This is a genomic window from Pseudomonas sp. S3_G06, assembly GCF_054667565.1.
Genome location: NZ_CP162738.1, coordinates 4,604,794 through 4,620,190, shown reverse-complemented (window position 1 = coordinate 4,620,190; position 15,397 = coordinate 4,604,794). Strand labels below are relative to the sequence as shown.

Below are 15,397 nucleotides of genomic sequence, written 5' to 3'. Positions count from 1 at the left end.
CGGTCCTGGTGCGTCCGTGCCTTTCAGGTTCTGCTCCGACAATCCACTGCTGGATGCTGTCTGGAGAGCCTGTGATGACAACAAAAGAAAAAAACGCGATCAACCTGAGTGACTCGGCCAAGGTCGACGAGCAATCGGTCAAGCCGTTCACCCGTTCGCAAAAAGTCTACGTTCAGGGCTCGCGCCCGGACATCCGCGTGCCGATGCGCGAAATCAGCCTCGATGTAACCCCGACCGATTTCGGCGGCGAGATCAATGCGCCGGTCACGGTCTACGACACCTCCGGCCCGTACACCGATCCGAACGTGGTCATCGACGTGCGCAAAGGTCTGGCCGATGTGCGTTCAGCGTGGATCGATGACCGTGGCGATACCGAGCGCCTGCCGGGCCTGAGTTCGAACTTCGGCCAGCAGCGTCTGGCCGATGCCGAACTGACCAAACTGCGCTTTGCCCACGTCAACAACCCGCGCCGCGCCAAGGTCGGGGCCAACGTCAGCCAGATGCACTACGCGCGCAAAGGCATCATCACTGCCGAGATGGAATACGTCGCCATCCGCGAAAACATGAAGCTGCAAGAAGCGCGCGCGGCCGGCCTGCTCAAGCAGCAACACGCCGGTCACAGCTTCGGCGCAAGCATCCCGCAAGAAATAACCGCGGAATTCGTCCGCGAAGAAATCGCTCGTGGCCGCGCGATCATTCCCGCCAACATCAACCACGTCGAACTGGAACCGATGATCATCGGCCGTAACTTCCTGGTGAAGATCAACGGCAATATCGGCAACAGCGCCCTGGGTTCTTCGATCGAAGAAGAAGTGGCGAAGCTGACCTGGGGCATTCGCTGGGGTTCGGACACCGTGATGGACCTGTCCACCGGCAAACACATTCACGAAACCCGCGAGTGGATCATCCGCAACTCGCCGGTGCCGATCGGTACCGTGCCGATCTATCAGGCGCTGGAGAAGGTCAACGGCGTCGCTGAAGACCTGACCTGGGAGCTGTTCCGCGACACCCTGATCGAACAGGCCGAGCAGGGCGTCGACTACTTCACCATTCACGCCGGCGTGCTCCTGCGTTACGTGCCGCTGACCGCCAAACGCGTCACCGGCATCGTCTCCCGTGGTGGTTCGATCATGGCCAAGTGGTGCCTGGCGCACCACAAAGAGAACTTCCTCTACACCCACTTCGACGAAATCTGCGAAATCATGAAGGCCTACGACGTCAGCTTCTCGCTGGGTGATGGCCTGCGTCCGGGCTCGATTGCCGACGCCAATGACGAAGCGCAATTCGGCGAACTGGAAACCCTCGGCGAGCTGACCAAGATTGCCTGGAAGCACGACGTGCAATGCATGATCGAAGGCCCGGGCCACGTGCCGATGCAGTTGATCAAAGAGAACATGGACAAGCAGCTCGAATGCTGCGACGAGGCGCCGTTCTACACCCTCGGCCCGCTGACTACCGACATCGCTCCGGGCTACGACCACATCACCTCGGGTATCGGCGCGGCGATGATCGGCTGGTTCGGTTGCGCGATGCTCTGCTACGTGACGCCGAAGGAGCACTTGGGTCTGCCGAACAAGGATGACGTGAAAACCGGGATCATCACTTACAAGATCGCCGCGCACGCAGCGGACCTGGCCAAGGGGCACCCGGGCGCGCAGATCCGCGACAACGCTTTGAGCAAGGCGCGTTTCGAATTCCGCTGGGAAGACCAGTTCAACCTCGGCCTGGACCCGGACACCGCACGTTCCTATCACGACGAAACCCTGCCGAAGGACTCGGCCAAGGTCGCGCATTTCTGCTCGATGTGCGGGCCGAAATTCTGCTCGATGAAGATCACCCAGGAAGTCCGTGAATACGCCGCCAACCAACGCATCGATGCGGTCGATGTGGACGTCGCCAAAGGCCTCGCGGAACAGGCCGAGCGGTTCAAGAAGGAAGGCAGTCAGCTGTACAAGAAAGTCTAGCCACAAGCGGCAAGCTACAAGCTGCAAGATTAGAAGCAGTCCGCGTACCGCTTTTAACTTGCGGCTTGCGGCTTGCAGCTTGCAGCTTGCAGCTTTTTCCTGCTCCTCTTTGAGATAACACCCTTGAGCATTCAACCCGGCACTTATTCTCCCGACCTCGCCGTGCCCGCTGACAAGCGTGTCTTCGGCGGTCGCGATCTGTTTTCCCTGTGGTTCTCCCTCGGCATCGGCCTGATGGTTTTGCAGACCGGCGCATTGCTCGCGCCGGGCCTGGGCCTGTCCGGTTCTTTGCTGGCGATCTTCCTCGGCACGCTCGTCGGCGTGCTATTGCTGGCCGCTGTCGGCGTGATCGGCAGTGACACCGGCCTGTCATCGATGGCGGCGCTGAAACTCAGCCTTGGCAGCAAAGGCGCGAGCCTGCCGGCGCTGCTCAATCTGCTGCAACTGATCGGCTGGGGCTCGTTCGAAATCATCGTCATGCGCGATGCCGCCAGCCTGCTCGGCACCCGCGCCTTCAGCGAAGGTTCGCTGTGGGCCAATCCGATGCTGTGGACGCTGTTCTTCGGTGCGCTGGCGACCTTGCTCGCGGTGAGCGGGCCGTTGACGTTCGTGCGGCAGATTCTGCGCAAGTGGGGCATCTGGGTGCTGCTCGCGGCGTGCCTGTGGCTGACCTGGAACCTGTTCGCCAAAGCCGACCTTGCTGCGCTGTGGGCGCGCGCCGGTGACGGTTCGATGCCGTTTGCCGTGGGCTTCGACATTGCCATCGCCATGCCGCTGTCGTGGCTGCCGCTGATTGCCGACTACTCGCGTTTCGGCAAACGCGCGAAGAATGTTTTCGGTGGCACGGCTGTGGGTTTCTTCATCGGCAACTTCTGGCTGATGAGCCTTGGCGTGGCCTACACCCTGGCGTTTGCGCCGAGCGGTGAAGTCAATGCGTTGCTGCTGGCCTTGGCTGGTGCCGGTCTGGGCATTCCGCTGTTGCTGATTCTGCTCGACGAGTCGGAAAACGCTTTTGCCGATATCCATTCGGCAGCGGTCTCGAGCGGGATTCTGTTGCGTCTGAAAGTCGAGCATCTGGCCTTGGCCATCGGCGTGATCTGCACGCTGATCGCACTGCTGGCGCCGTTGGCGCAGTACCAGAATTTCCTGCTGTTGATCGGCTCGGTGTTCGCGCCGCTGTTCGGCGTGGTGCTGGTGGATCACTTCATCCTGCGCAAGCGCAGTGCTCAGGTCGCCTCAGCCGCATTGCGCTGGCCGGCGTTGCTGGCGTGGCTGGGTGGCGTGAGCACCTACCATTTGCTGGCGAATCTGTATCCGGATGTCGGCGCAACCCTGCCGGCGCTGGTGCTGGCAGGGTTGCTGCAGCTGGTGCTGGGCCGGGCCTTCAGTTACGGCCGGGAAACAGCTCGGGCTTGAGAATGCCGTTCAGGCGCGGGTAAGGAATCTTCAGTTCGACGTGGCCCAGCGCATAGGGCGCGATGGTGGTCACGTCGTACTTGAGGATCACGCCACCGTAGGTCAGCGCCACGTGCGGGGTTTTCACGAACGGCCAGTTCGCAACGAATTCCGCCTCCTGATCGAGCTTGGTGCTGATCAGCCAACTGTTGTGCGCCACTTGCGCGGCTTTCCAGAATGCCTCTTCCTGACCCGGCAGCAACATGTCGGAGAGATTCAGCACCTTGTGCTGCTGGCGCGAATAGTTGATGAAACCGCGACCCGGCGTGCCGTGGGCGCCGCCGGTGTCGAGGTAGCTCGACAGCTCGATGATCACCAGTCCGTCATGCTGCTCGCGTACTTTCGCTTGCAGATAGCTGCTGTTGCGCGGGCCGGCGCTGGCGAGGAACTGCTCGCGGTAGGCGGCCAGGGTTGGCGCGACCGGTGCGTTCTTCTCGGTGCGGGTCATTTGCAGCAAACGTTTTTCGATGATGCCATCCAGCGCCGGCTCACCCGGGAAGCGCAGGGTGTCGATGTTCACCAGCGGACAATCGGGGTTGGAACAGCCGGGTTTGAGTTGTTCCGAGGCGTCGCGGGTGGTTTCCAGCGGCGTGCGATAGTTGGGCTGGAACAGGCTGGCACAAGCGCCCAGGGTAAGGGCAATAGCGGCCACAGAGGCAATTTTGAAAAGCGACATGGGCGTCCTTTCGAAAGCAGGGGAAGGCGAAAAAGTTACCGCTTCGACTCTCAACGAAGCAGTCAGTTCGCCACTAAGCTGATTAGAGTGTGTTTCAGCTTCACCGTCCATCCCGCTGACGGTAAAGGGGCTGCATCAAACGGTGCGGGCGCGTTAGGATGGCGCGAAGTCGAGGTTGCCGGTTGTACGCGGAAACCTCGTAAAGGATATGCAGTAAAGAGGATGATCATGACTGACTTTGCCAACGCCATTCCGACCGCCGTGGATATCGTGCGGCGCGAAAAATGCTACGAGGGCTTCTACAAGCTCGACCGTGTGCACCTGCGCCATGAGCTGTTCGCCGGGGGCATGAGCCGCGAGATCAACCGGGAAATCTTCGTGCGCCACGATGCCGTGTGCGTCCTGCCATACGATCCGCAGCGCGATGAAGTGGTGCTGATCGAGCAGTTTCGTGTCGGCGCCATGGGCAAGGCCGACAACCCGTGGCTGGTCGAACTGGTCGCCGGTCTGATCGACAAGGATGAGCAACCGGAAGAAGTTGCTCACCGCGAGGCGCAGGAGGAAGCTGGGCTGGACATCAAGGCGTTGTGGCCGATGACCAAGTACTTCCCATCGCCGGGTGGCAGCAACGAATTCGTGCATTTGTATCTGGGGCGTTGCAGCACCGACGGTGTCGGCGGTCTGCACGGGCTGGAAGAAGAGGCCGAAGACATTCGCGTAACGGTCTGGGCCTTTGAAGATGCCTTGCAGGCCGTGCGTGACGGACGTATTGCCAACGCGGCGAGCATCATCGCCTTGCAGTGGCTGGCGCTGAACCGCGCCGAAGTGAGGGGGCTATGGTCGTAAACAAGCTGCGCGATCGTTATCGGGTTGACCTCGTTGGGCTGCAAGCCGCCTGCGAGGCCAACTACGCGCGCCTGATGCGACTGCTGCCGGACATGCGCAACGAACCCGAGGCGCGGCGTATCGCCGTGACCCAGGGCGAGCAGATGCTCGGCGTGCTCGCCCTCGAAGTGCTGCAGACCTGCCCGTACACCACGACCTTGCAGGTGCGCCAGGAGCACAGCCTGCCGTGGTTGCCGGTGCCGCAACTGGAAGTGCAGGTCTATCACGACGCGCGCATGGCCGAAGTGGTCAGCGCCGAACATGCACGACGCTTTCGCGGCATCTATCCTTATCCGAACGCCGCCATGCACCAGCCCGATGAAAAGGCCCAGCTCAATGTGTTTCTGGGCGAATGGCTGAGTCACTGTCTGGCGTTGGGGCACGAGTACGAAGTCGTTCGCTAGTTGTGAACTGCGTCCGCTTCGGCGGTTTCCCCTTTGTGTCATCCCCCAGCATAATTGCCGCACCCATCCATTGCGTGCTTAGCCCCGGGAGAGCGCCTTGCCCAGCGTATCGACATTGACCAGCGCCGACCCGGCGCTGCTGGTGCAGTTGTCCGACAGCCACCTGTTCGCCGAGGCGGACGGCACGCTGCTGGGCATGAAGACCCGCGAGAGCCTGCAAAGGGTCATCGACCTGGTGTTGGCGCAACAGGCGCAGATCGATCTGCTGCTGGCCACCGGCGATATTTCCCAGGACGGCACGCTGCAGTCGTATCAGGCATTCCGCCAACTGAGCGCGCAGATCAGTGCGCCCGCGCGCTGGATTCCCGGCAATCACGACGAGCCGATGGTCATGGCCGAGGCGGCGGTGCAGAGCACCTTGCTCGAATCGGTAGTCGATATCGGCAATTGGCGGGTGACGATGCTGGATTCGGCGGTGCCGGGTTCGGTGCCGGGCTATCTGCAGGATGATCAGTTGCAGCTGCTGGCCCGCGCGCTGAGCGAGGCGCCGGAGCGTCATCATCTGGTGTGCCTGCATCATCATCCGGTGTCGATCGGCTGCGCATGGATGGAGCCGATCGGCCTGCGCAACCCGGAAGCGTTCTTCGAAGTGCTGGATCGCTTCCCGCAGGTTCGCGCGGTGTTGTGGGGGCATGTGCATCAGCAAATCGATCGCGAACGCAATGGCGTGCGCTTGATGGCTTCGCCTTCGACGTGCATCCAGTTCGAGCCGGGGAGTGCGGATTTCAAAGTGGGCGAGCAGGCGCCGGGGTATCGCTGGCTGCGGTTGTTGCCGGATGGGCAACTGGAAACCGGTATCGAAAGAGTCACCGACTTCGAGTTCACAGTCGATTACGGCTCCAACGGTTACTGAGACCTCCGTGTAGGAGCTGCCGAAGGCTGCGATCTGTTGATTTTCGCTTTAAAAGACAAGATCAAAAGATCGCAGCCTTCGGCAGCTCCTACAGGTGCATTTGTATGGCCCATCCAATGCAGACTCCCTGTAAACTCCGCTATCTTTCGCCGACAGCCAGGGAGCTCAAATGTCCGGTTCGATCCTCTATATCCACGGTTTCAACAGCGCGCCGGCCTCGAAGAAGGCCTGTCAGCTGGTCGCGGTCATGGAGCGGCTGGGATTGAGCGAGCAATTGCGTGTGCCGGCGCTGCATCACCATCCGCGTGAAGCCATCGGTCAGCTCGAGCAGGCAATCGCCGAGCTGGGCCGGCCGTTGCTGGTGGGAAGTTCGCTCGGCGGCTACTATGCGACTCACCTGGCCGAGCGCCATGGCCTGAAAGCCCTGCTGGTCAACCCGGCGGTCAGCCCGCACCGGATGTTCGATGGTTATCTGGGCACGCAGCAGAACCTCTACACCGATGAAACCTGGGAACTGACCCACGACCACGTCACGGCGCTGGCCGAACTGGAAGTGCCACCACCGCAGGATCCGCAGCGTTATCAGGTCTGGTTGCAAACCGGCGACGAAACGCTGGATTATCGCCTCGCCCAACAGTATTACCGCGCCTGTGCCTTGCGCATCCAGGCGGGCGGCGACCACAGTTTCCAGGGCTTTGCCGGGCAATTGCCGGCGTTGCTGAGTTTTGCCGGCATGGCTGCCGATATGTATCAGGCAATCGATTTCACCACGCTGTGAAGTCTTGCCCCTCTTTCATGAATGACTGACGACGAGACCTTATGGCCACTCCCAGCGCTAGTTCTTATAACGCCGACGCCATCGAAGTCCTCTCGGGCCTCGACCCGGTGCGCAAACGCCCCGGCATGTACACCGACACCAGTCGGCCGAACCACCTCGCCCAGGAAGTCATCGACAACAGCGTCGACGAAGCCCTGGCCGGCCACGCCAAATCGGTGCAGGTCATCCTGCACGCCGACCATTCGCTGGAAGTCAGCGACGACGGCCGTGGCATGCCGGTCGACATTCACCCGGAAGAGGGTGTGTCCGGCGTCGAACTGATCCTCACCAAGTTGCATGCGGGCGGCAAGTTCTCCAACAAGAACTACCAGTTCTCCGGCGGTCTGCACGGGGTGGGTATTTCCGTGGTCAACGCGCTGTCGACCGAAGTGCGCGTGCGGGTCAAACGTGACGGCAACGAATACCAGATGACCTTCAAGGACGGCTTCAAGGCCTCCGAGCTGGAAATCGTCGGCACCGTCGGCAAGCGCAACACCGGCACCAGCGTGTACTTCGCGCCGGACCCGAAATACTTCGACTCACCGAAATTTTCCATCAGCCGCCTCAAGCACGTGCTCAAGGCCAAGGCTGTGTTGTGCCCGGGGCTGCTGGTCAGCTTCGAAGACAAAGGCACCGGCGAGAAAGTCGAGTGGCATTACGAAGACGGCCTGCGCTCTTATCTGGTCGATGCGGTCAGCGAGTTCGAGCGCCTGCCGAACGAGCCGTTCTGCGGCGCCTTCGCCGGTAATAAGGAAGCGGTCGACTGGGCGCTGCTGTGGCTGCCGGAAGGTGGCGACGCGGTGCAGGAAAGCTACGTCAACCTGATCCCGACCGCGCAGGGCGGCACGCACGTCAACGGTCTGCGTCAGGGCCTGCTCGATGCGATGCGCGAATTCTGCGAATTCCGCAGCCTGCTGCCGCGCGGCGTGAAGCTGGCGCCGGAAGACGTCTGGGAGCGCATCGCGTTCGTCCTGTCGATGAAAATGCAGGAACCGCAATTCTCCGGCCAGACCAAAGAGCGTCTGTCTTCCCGTGAAGCAGCGGCGTTTGTCTCCGGTGTGGTGAAAGACGCTTTCAGCCTGTGGCTCAATGCCAACCCGGAAACTGGTCTGGCCCTGGCCGAACTGGCGATCAATAACGCCGGTCGTCGCCTCAAGGCGAGCAAGAAAGTCGAGCGCAAACGCGTCACCCAAGGTCCGGCATTGCCCGGCAAACTGGCTGACTGCGCCGGGCAGGACCCGATGCGTTCCGAGCTGTTCCTGGTCGAGGGTGACTCCGCCGGCGGTTCGGCCAAACAGGCGCGGGACAAGGAATTCCAGGCGATCCTGCCGTTGCGCGGCAAGATCCTCAATACCTGGGAAGTCGACGGCAGTGAAGTGCTCGCCAGCCAGGAAGTGCACAACATCGCCGTGGCCATCGGCGTCGATCCGGGCGCGGCGGACATGAGCCAACTGCGCTACGGCAAGATCTGCATCCTCGCCGACGCCGACTCCGACGGTCTGCACATTGCGACTTTGCTGTGCGCGCTGTTCGTTCAGCACTTCCGCCCGTTGGTGGATGCCGGTCACGTCTACGTGGCGATGCCGCCGCTGTACCGCATCGACCTCGGCAAAGAAATCTACTATGCCCTCGACGAAGCCGAGCGCGACGGCATTCTCGATCGCCTGGTCGCCGAGAAGAAACGCGGCAAGCCGCAGGTCACCCGATTCAAGGGTCTGGGCGAAATGAACCCGCCGCAGCTGCGTGAAACCACCATGGACCCGAACACTCGGCGTCTGGTGCAGTTGACGCTGGGCGAAGACTTCGCCGAAACCTCGGAAATGATGGACATGCTGCTGGCGAAGAAACGCGCCGGTGACCGCAAATCCTGGCTGGAATCCAAAGGCAACCTCGCCGAGGTGCTGGCCTGATGCAGTTTGGCTGGGCCTTGGCGGGTGCGTTGCTGCTGAGTGCGCTGAGCGTGTCGGCCGAGCCGCTGCAACAATTGCGGCTGCTTTCCGAACACCCGGTCGAAGGCATGCGCGGCGGTAACCTGTCGGGTCTGGCCATGTGCGGCAATGAGCTGTGGACGGTTTCCGATCGCGATGACGAGCAGATCTATCGGCTCGATACCCGCGATCCGGTCTGGCAGGCGCAAACCGTGCACATCGACGTGCCGCCCGTGCCGGAGAGCGGCTTGCCGTGGGGTTTGAGTTCGCGCACCTGGGCTGCATCGTTCATTCGCGGTGGCGATCTGGATTTCGAGGGCATCAGTTGCGACAGCGTAGGCAATCGCTACATCGTCAGTGAGGCCCATGCGGCGGTGTTGCAGGTGCCGGTCAGTGGCCCGGCTAACTGGCTGAAAATCTCGCCGCTGCTGGTTCGCGAAGCGCGGGCGAGCGGCCTGCTGCTCAAGTTCAATTCGATCTTCGAAGGCCTGGCGATCAACCCGGCCGGTGATCAGATGTGGCTGGCCGCCGAACGGCAAAAGCGCGGTTTGCTGCTGATCAAGCGCCAGCAGACGGTGTGGGATTGTGACGGTCGCTGCGTGCTGCTCAGTGAGGGCGGCAAGGAGATGCAGCCGCCACAGTTTCCGAAAGCGAAAGCGGTTCATCGCGACTTTTCCGACATTTCCTTGTTCAACGGCAAGCTGTTTACCCTCGAACGCAACGCTTTCGACATCTGCCGTCGCGATGCGCAGACGGCCAAGGTCGAGCAGTGCTGGTCGTATGCCGGCGAACTGTTGCAGGAAAATCGCCGCTACTCGCAGAACTACGGACTGGAAGAAGCGCTGATCATTGATGCCGAAGGTGCTTGGATCGGCGTCGACAACAATTTTGGCCCGCGTGCCGACGGCGAAGTCCGCCCGGTGGTCTGGCGCTTTGCCGCGCCGGACGGTGGCTGGAGTGCCAGGCCATGAGCCAGCAACCGCCGGGCAAGCGTGCCGGTCGGGTGTTGATGATCCTCGCCTGGTGCGCGGCGCTGTTTCTCGCGACGCGGTTTTTCGGTCAGTGGGAGCAGCGCCAGCAGAATCCGAACATCGTGGTCACGTCGGAGCAGGGCGAAGGTTTTATCGAAGTGAAACTGGCGAGCAATGCCCAAGGGCATTTTGTCGCCAGCGGCCAGATCAACGGCGAGCCGGTGGAGTTCATGCTCGACACCGGCGCGACCGATGTGGCGATCCCGGCGGATCTGGCCCAGCGTTTGAAGCTGCAAGAAGGTTTCGGCGTGACCCTGAGCACGGCCAACGGCCTGAGCCAGGGCTATCGAACGAAGATTGCCCGCCTGCAAATGGGCGACATCGTGCTGCGCGATGTCCGCGCACTGGTGGCGCCGGGGCTGCATGGCGATCAGGTGCTGCTCGGCATGAGCGCCCTGAACAAACTTGAATTTACCCAGCGCGGCGGCACCATGCTGCTGCGCCAGACAACGAACCGATGAGGCCCGCATGAGCGACATCCTTGCAGACAGCTTAGACGGCGTAGAACGCCGCTCGCTGGCTGACTTCACCGAAAATGCCTACCTCAACTACTCCATGTACGTGATCATGGACCGCGCCTTGCCGCATATCGGCGACGGCCTGAAGCCGGTACAGCGGCGTATCGTCTACGCCATGAGCGAGCTGGGACTGGACGCTGATTCCAAGCACAAGAAATCGGCGCGTACCGTCGGTGACGTGCTCGGTAAATTCCACCCTCACGGCGACTCGGCGTGCTACGAAGCGATGGTGCTGATGGCGCAGCCGTTCAGCTATCGCTACACGCTGGTCGACGGCCAGGGCAACTGGGGTGCGCCAGACGATCCGAAGTCCTTCGCCGCCATGCGTTACACCGAAGCGCGGCTGTCGCGCTATTCCGAAGTGCTGCTCAGCGAACTGGGCCAGGGCACCGCAGACTGGGGGCCGAACTTCGACGGCACCCTGCAGGAGCCGCTGGTGTTGCCGGCGCGCCTGCCAAACATTCTGCTCAACGGCACCACCGGTATCGCCGTGGGCATGGCCACCGATGTGCCGCCGCACAACCTGCGCGAAGTCGCCACCGCCTGCGTGCGTCTGCTCGATGAGCCGAAAGCCACGGTCGAACAGCTCTGCGAACACATTCAGGGTCCGGACTATCCGACCGAAGCGGAAATCATCACGCCGCGCGCCGACCTGCTGAAGATGTACGAAACCGGCAAGGGCTCGGTGCGTATGCGCGCCGTGTACCACGTCGAGGACGGCGACATCATCGTCACCGCGCTGCCGCATCAGGTCTCCGGCGCCAAGGTGCTGGAGCAGATCGCCGCGCTGATGCAGGCCAAACCGTCGAAAGCGCCGCAGATCGCCGATCTGCGTGACGAATCCGACCACGAAAACCCGTGCCGCATCGTGATCATCCCGGTCAACAGCCGCGTCGATCACGAAGCGCTGATGCAGCACCTGTTCGCCAGCACCGAGCTGGAGTCGACCTACCGGGTCAACGTCAACATCATCGGCCTGGACGGCAAGCCACAGCTGAAAAACCTGCGTGCGCTGCTGGTCGAATGGCTGGAATTCCGCGTGCTGACCGTGCGTCGCCGCCTGCAATTCCGCCTCGACAAGGTCGAACGGCGCCTGCACCTGTTGGACGGTTTGCTGATCGCCTACCTCAACCTGGATGAGGTGATCCACATCATCCGCACCGAGGAACACCCGAAAGCCAAGCTGATCGAGCGTTTCGCCCTCAGCGAGATTCAGGCCGACTACATCCTCGACACCCGTTTGCGCCAGTTGGCGCGACTGGAAGAGATGAAGCTGCGTGACGAGCAGGACGAACTGCTCAAGGAACAGGCCAAGCTGCAAGCCCTGCTGGGCAGCGAAGCGAAGCTGAAGAAACTAGTGCGCACCGAGCTGCTCAAAGACGCCGAAACCTACGGCGACGACCGCCGCTCGCCAATCGTCGAGCGCGCCGAAGCCAAGGCGTTGAGCGAGCACGATCTGCTGCCGAACGAGAAAGTCACCGTCGTACTGTCGGAAAAAGGCTGGGTACGTTCGGCCAAGGGCCATGACATCGACGCCACCGGTCTGTCGTACAAGGCCGGCGATGGCTTCAAGACCTCGGCGGCGGGGCGCTCCAACCAGTTTGCCGTGTTCATCGACTCCACTGGCCGCAGCTATTCGGTCGCCGCGCATACCTTGCCGTCGGCCCGTGGTCAGGGCGAACCCTTGACCGGCCGTCTGACGCCGCCACCGGGCGCCTCGTTCGAATGCGTGCTGATGCCCGAAGACGATGCGCTGTACGTGATTGCCTCCGATGCCGGTTATGGCTTCGTGGTCAAAGGCGAAGACCTGCAAGCGAAGAACAAGGCTGGCAAGGCGCTGTTGAGCCTGCCGAACAACGCCAAGGTCATTGCGCCGCGTCCTGTGGCCGATCGTGAGCAGAACTGGCTGGCCTCGGTCACGACCGAAGGTCGCCTGCTGATCTTCAAAATCAGCGATCTGCCACAATTAGGTAAGGGCAAAGGCAACAAGATCATTGGCATTTCCGGTGAGCGCGTGGCCAGTCGCGAAGAATATGTCACGGACATCGCCGTTCTGCCGGAAGGCGCCACCCTGGTGTTGCAGGCTGGCAAACGGACCCTGTCACTGAAAGCCGACGACCTCGAGCACTACAAAGGTGAGCGTGGACGGCGCGGAAACAAACTTCCGCGGGGCTTCCAACGGGTCGATGCGCTGCTCGTCGAAAACCTCAATTAGGCGAGAACGCCTTCCTAGACCGTTCGATCTGCGATTAAACGCGTAGATCGACGCTTTGGCGCTGGAGTCGGAACGCATATTCACGGATGATATGGCCTTTCAAGCGCCGGCGTGGCCGAGCGTTCTTCATATTTATTGAGTATTTTCACTGTGGTCAGCCTTGTGGCGGCCACCTGGACGGGATGATGACTGCTCTACGCCCCCTTATTTTGTTGCTCGCCGGCGTTCTTGGCCTGGCGGGTTGCAGCGTTCACCAGCCGGTGTCGCTGTACCAACTGGACAGCGGAAGTCCGGTTCAGCCTGCGCAAAGCGCGGGCATGGCGGTTTTGCTGGGGCCGGTGGTTGTAGCCGATTACCTGCAACGCGAAACCCTGCTGCAACGTCAACCCGACGGCAGCCTGCAAGCGGCGACCGACGGTCGTTGGGCCGGCAGCCTTTCGTCGGATATCGATCAGTTGCTGATGCGTCAGGTCGCCGGTCACCTGGACAGCCAGCGTGTGGTGCTGGCGCCTGCTACCGCCGGGTTCACGCCCGATGTGCAGGTGTTGCTGACCATCACCCGTCTGGATTCCGGAGCGAAACAACCGGCGATTCTCGATGCGCAGTGGCGTTTGATCGATCGTCGCGGCAAGGTGCGTGATAACCGCATCATTCACCTGCAGGAAACGCATGCCGGCAGCACCGCGTCCCAGGTGCAGGCGCAGGGGATCCTGTTGCAGCGTCTGGCCGAGCAGCTGTCGGTGGCGCTCAAGCCACTGGCCAACCAGCCGCCCGTGGCCGAGGCACCGCGTAAAGCCGCGCCGAAACCCGCAGCGCCGGCGGCGGATGCCGAGAAGCAGCCGAAGATTCCAATGGCCTCGCCGATTCGTACGGATATGGAAGTGTTTCGCTTCTGAGGCTGGAACGAGTCAGAGCAGAGCCCGCCTAGTGCGGGCTTTGTTATGTCTGGAGGTGAGGGGCTTTTCAGGGATGCGCACGATTCCAATAACGCCGCGCACAAAAAAGCCCGCAGACAATCACTCGTCTGCGGGCTTTTGCGTATCTGGCCTAAGCCTTACGCCCGGCGCTCATGCATCCGCGCCAGTTGCCGCTCCAGCATCGACGGATAAGGCTCCATCAACCGCTCCACACAGCAAGCGCCCTCAGGGCTGGCGATCGGCCGGATTCGCGCACGTTGGCGGATCAACGCGTCATCACTGATCTTGCGCTCAACCAGCAGCAGATTGCGGCTGTGTTGCGACAAGGCCAGTGCATCCTGCGCCGAATCCGTCAGCAGCAGATCAATCTGACTCAGACCGAACAACTCATCGCCCAGGGTCAGGCCCAGCTGCAATTGCAGGGTGATGCCGCTGTCTGCGACCTCGATCTGCAACTGATGACCCAGAGCACGCAGCAGTTCGCCGCAGCAGATGGCATTGGTCAGGTAATCGTCGCCGCAATCTTCGGTGTGGAACAGCAACAGCGTGCTGCCATCGTTGAGGGTTTCGATTTCGCCCTGATACAGCGAAGCAGCCTGCTCGAGGCAGTCGCGATAGCGTTCCTGCAATTCTTCCAGACGTGCGCGAGGCAAACGACGCAATTGTTCCTGCGAACCCAGTTGCACGGCCAGTACGGCGGTGTGCTGTGGCACGTCAGGGCTCGGTTTGCGCGTGAGCGGTTGGACGGCGCCGTTTAGCGATTCGTCGCGCAGGTCGGCGAAGGCGTCATCGTCATCATCGTCTTCGACCGTGCTGACCAGGTGACGCGGCGCCGGTTTCTTCGCGGCCAGCGGGCGGCTTTCGTCGAAGCTCGGATCGCGCAGGTTACGCACCTCGAATTCCGGCTCGTCTTCTTCCTCGGCGAATTCCGGCTCGGGTTCAGGCTCGGGCTCCGGGGCGTAGCTGGCGTGCAGCTGGCGCGCCAGATCGCCGATTTCATCCTGACGATCGATGCCCGGGGTGTGCGCGTCGATGCGGCGCAGCCACACGCGCAATTGCAGCAACGGCGTCGACAGATAACGGCCCATGCGCAGGCTCAGAGCCAGCGACAGTGCCAGCAGAATCGCGCTCAGAATGCCCATGCTTTGCAGGCTGATGGTCATTGGCTGCTGGAACTGATCCATGTCCAGGCTGATGCGCAGTTGCCCGGCCGTCACGTCCTGGAAAGTGATCTTGCTCTCGTACATGCCCTCGGCTTCGCCCAGCAGGCTGTGCTTGGGACGCTGACCGGACTCGGCGAGGATGCGGTTGTCCACGCTGTAGATCGCCGCGTGGGCGACCAGTTTGTTCTTGGTCAGGTTGTTGAGCAGCACGTTGAGGCTGAGGATGTCGTTGGACACCAGCAGCTCGGTGGCGGAGGTGGCGGTCTGCGTGGTCAGGCTTTCGCCCAGCGCATCGGCCTGCTCGTGCATGGCCTGCTTGAATTGCAGACCCATCACCCCGGCATAGATCACCAGGGCCAGAGCGACCAGGATCACGTTGTGGCTGGCAATGCGCAATGCAATCGGTACACGGCGATGGCGCAGTGCACGGAAGATCAGCAGGAAGAAGTTATCGGTTTTGACTGGCGTGGGCCGGTTCACTTGAGCTCGGCTCTTTGTCCGTGAAGTTGAC

General features: G+C 61.7%; 13 protein-coding genes. 11 read left to right on the top strand and 2 right to left on the bottom strand.

Going from position 1 to position 15,397, the window contains the following annotated elements; all coding sequences use genetic code 11:
- The first annotated feature begins 74 nt into the window (after nucleotides 1-74).
- Both thiC and cytX read left to right on the top strand, forming a co-directional pair.
- The gene (gene thiC, locus AB4N47_RS20625) at nucleotides 75-1,964 is read left to right on the top strand and encodes a phosphomethylpyrimidine synthase ThiC (protein WP_341638466.1); all 1,890 of its coding nucleotides are present in this window, start codon (nucleotides 75-77) and stop codon (nucleotides 1,962-1,964) included.
- A gap of 123 nt (nucleotides 1,965-2,087) precedes the next feature.
- Nucleotides 2,088-3,380, top strand: coding sequence for a putative hydroxymethylpyrimidine transporter CytX (cytX, locus tag AB4N47_RS20620; RefSeq protein WP_341638467.1), 1,293 nt, complete (start codon nucleotides 2,088-2,090; stop codon nucleotides 3,378-3,380).
- Here the strand turns inward: cytX and AB4N47_RS20615 are convergent.
- On the bottom strand, nucleotides 3,349-4,095 hold the full coding sequence (locus AB4N47_RS20615) for an RsiV family protein (RefSeq protein ID WP_186567420.1): 747 nt from the start codon (nucleotides 4,093-4,095) through the stop codon (nucleotides 3,349-3,351). The genes cytX and AB4N47_RS20615 overlap by 32 nt on opposite strands.
- Nucleotides 4,096-4,323: 228 nt before the next feature.
- Here AB4N47_RS20615 and AB4N47_RS20610 point away from each other — a divergent pair, with 228 nt between their 5' ends.
- From AB4N47_RS20610 to AB4N47_RS20570, 9 genes are all read left to right on the top strand, one after another.
- A complete protein-coding gene (locus tag AB4N47_RS20610) occupies nucleotides 4,324-4,941 on the top strand; it encodes an NUDIX domain-containing protein (protein WP_024011344.1) in 618 nt (205 codons plus the stop codon).
- Nucleotides 4,932-5,384 (top strand): DUF1249 domain-containing protein, encoded by a 453-nt coding sequence (locus AB4N47_RS20605; RefSeq protein WP_016771972.1) that lies wholly within the window; start codon nucleotides 4,932-4,934, stop codon nucleotides 5,382-5,384. The genes AB4N47_RS20610 and AB4N47_RS20605 overlap by 10 nt, the downstream gene beginning before the upstream one ends.
- Before the next feature lie 97 nt (nucleotides 5,385-5,481).
- Nucleotides 5,482-6,297: a 3',5'-cyclic-AMP phosphodiesterase gene (gene cpdA, locus AB4N47_RS20600; protein WP_341638468.1), complete on the top strand. Its 816-nt coding sequence runs from the start codon at nucleotides 5,482-5,484 to the stop codon at nucleotides 6,295-6,297.
- A 169-nt stretch (nucleotides 6,298-6,466) separates the two neighbouring features.
- On the top strand, nucleotides 6,467-7,075 hold the full coding sequence (locus tag AB4N47_RS20595; protein ID WP_016771970.1) for a YqiA/YcfP family alpha/beta fold hydrolase: 609 nt from the start codon (nucleotides 6,467-6,469) through the stop codon (nucleotides 7,073-7,075).
- Between the two features lie 41 nt (nucleotides 7,076-7,116).
- The gene (parE, locus tag AB4N47_RS20590) at nucleotides 7,117-9,024 is read left to right on the top strand and encodes a DNA topoisomerase IV subunit B (protein ID WP_024011346.1); all 1,908 of its coding nucleotides are present in this window, start codon (nucleotides 7,117-7,119) and stop codon (nucleotides 9,022-9,024) included.
- Nucleotides 9,024-10,013, top strand: coding sequence for an esterase-like activity of phytase family protein (locus AB4N47_RS20585; protein WP_341638469.1), 990 nt, complete (start codon nucleotides 9,024-9,026; stop codon nucleotides 10,011-10,013). Before parE ends, AB4N47_RS20585 begins: the two co-directional genes overlap by 1 nt.
- Nucleotides 10,010-10,534: a retropepsin-like aspartic protease family protein gene (locus tag AB4N47_RS20580; RefSeq protein ID WP_122601468.1), complete on the top strand. Its 525-nt coding sequence runs from the start codon at nucleotides 10,010-10,012 to the stop codon at nucleotides 10,532-10,534. The genes AB4N47_RS20585 and AB4N47_RS20580 overlap by 4 nt, the downstream gene beginning before the upstream one ends.
- Nucleotides 10,535-10,541: 7 nt before the next feature.
- A complete protein-coding gene (gene parC, locus AB4N47_RS20575; RefSeq protein WP_125917491.1) occupies nucleotides 10,542-12,806 on the top strand; it encodes a DNA topoisomerase IV subunit A in 2,265 nt (754 codons plus the stop codon).
- Nucleotides 12,807-12,991: 185 nt separating this feature from the next.
- A complete protein-coding gene (locus tag AB4N47_RS20570) occupies nucleotides 12,992-13,702 on the top strand; it encodes a PqiC family protein (protein ID WP_137215188.1) in 711 nt (236 codons plus the stop codon).
- A 158-nt stretch (nucleotides 13,703-13,860) separates the two neighbouring features.
- Here the strand turns inward: AB4N47_RS20570 and AB4N47_RS20565 are convergent, their stop codons facing one another.
- Nucleotides 13,861-15,366: an AhpA/YtjB family protein gene (locus tag AB4N47_RS20565; protein WP_341638470.1), complete on the bottom strand. Its 1,506-nt coding sequence runs from the start codon at nucleotides 15,364-15,366 to the stop codon at nucleotides 13,861-13,863.
- Nucleotides 15,367-15,397: the final 31 nt, after the last annotated feature.

Excerpts from the sequence above, each read along its gene's own strand:
- thiC (WP_341638466.1), top strand. The coding sequence starts at position 75 with ATGACAACAAAAGAAAAAAACGCGATCAACCTGAGTGACTCGGCCAAG.
- AB4N47_RS20615 (WP_186567420.1), bottom strand. The coding sequence starts at position 4,095 with ATGTCGCTTTTCAAAATTGCCTCTGTGGCCGCTATTGCCCTTACCCTG.
- AB4N47_RS20610 (WP_024011344.1), top strand. The coding sequence starts at position 4,324 with ATGACTGACTTTGCCAACGCCATTCCGACCGCCGTGGATATCGTGCGG.
- AB4N47_RS20605 (WP_016771972.1), top strand. The coding sequence starts at position 4,932 with ATGGTCGTAAACAAGCTGCGCGATCGTTATCGGGTTGACCTCGTTGGG.
- AB4N47_RS20595 (WP_016771970.1), top strand. The coding sequence starts at position 6,467 with ATGTCCGGTTCGATCCTCTATATCCACGGTTTCAACAGCGCGCCGGCC.
- parE (WP_024011346.1), top strand. The coding sequence starts at position 7,117 with ATGGCCACTCCCAGCGCTAGTTCTTATAACGCCGACGCCATCGAAGTC.
- AB4N47_RS20585 (WP_341638469.1), top strand. The coding sequence starts at position 9,024 with ATGCAGTTTGGCTGGGCCTTGGCGGGTGCGTTGCTGCTGAGTGCGCTG.
- AB4N47_RS20580 (WP_122601468.1), top strand. The coding sequence starts at position 10,010 with ATGAGCCAGCAACCGCCGGGCAAGCGTGCCGGTCGGGTGTTGATGATC.
- parC (WP_125917491.1), top strand. The coding sequence starts at position 10,542 with ATGAGCGACATCCTTGCAGACAGCTTAGACGGCGTAGAACGCCGCTCG.
- AB4N47_RS20570 (WP_137215188.1), top strand. The coding sequence starts at position 12,992 with ATGACTGCTCTACGCCCCCTTATTTTGTTGCTCGCCGGCGTTCTTGGC.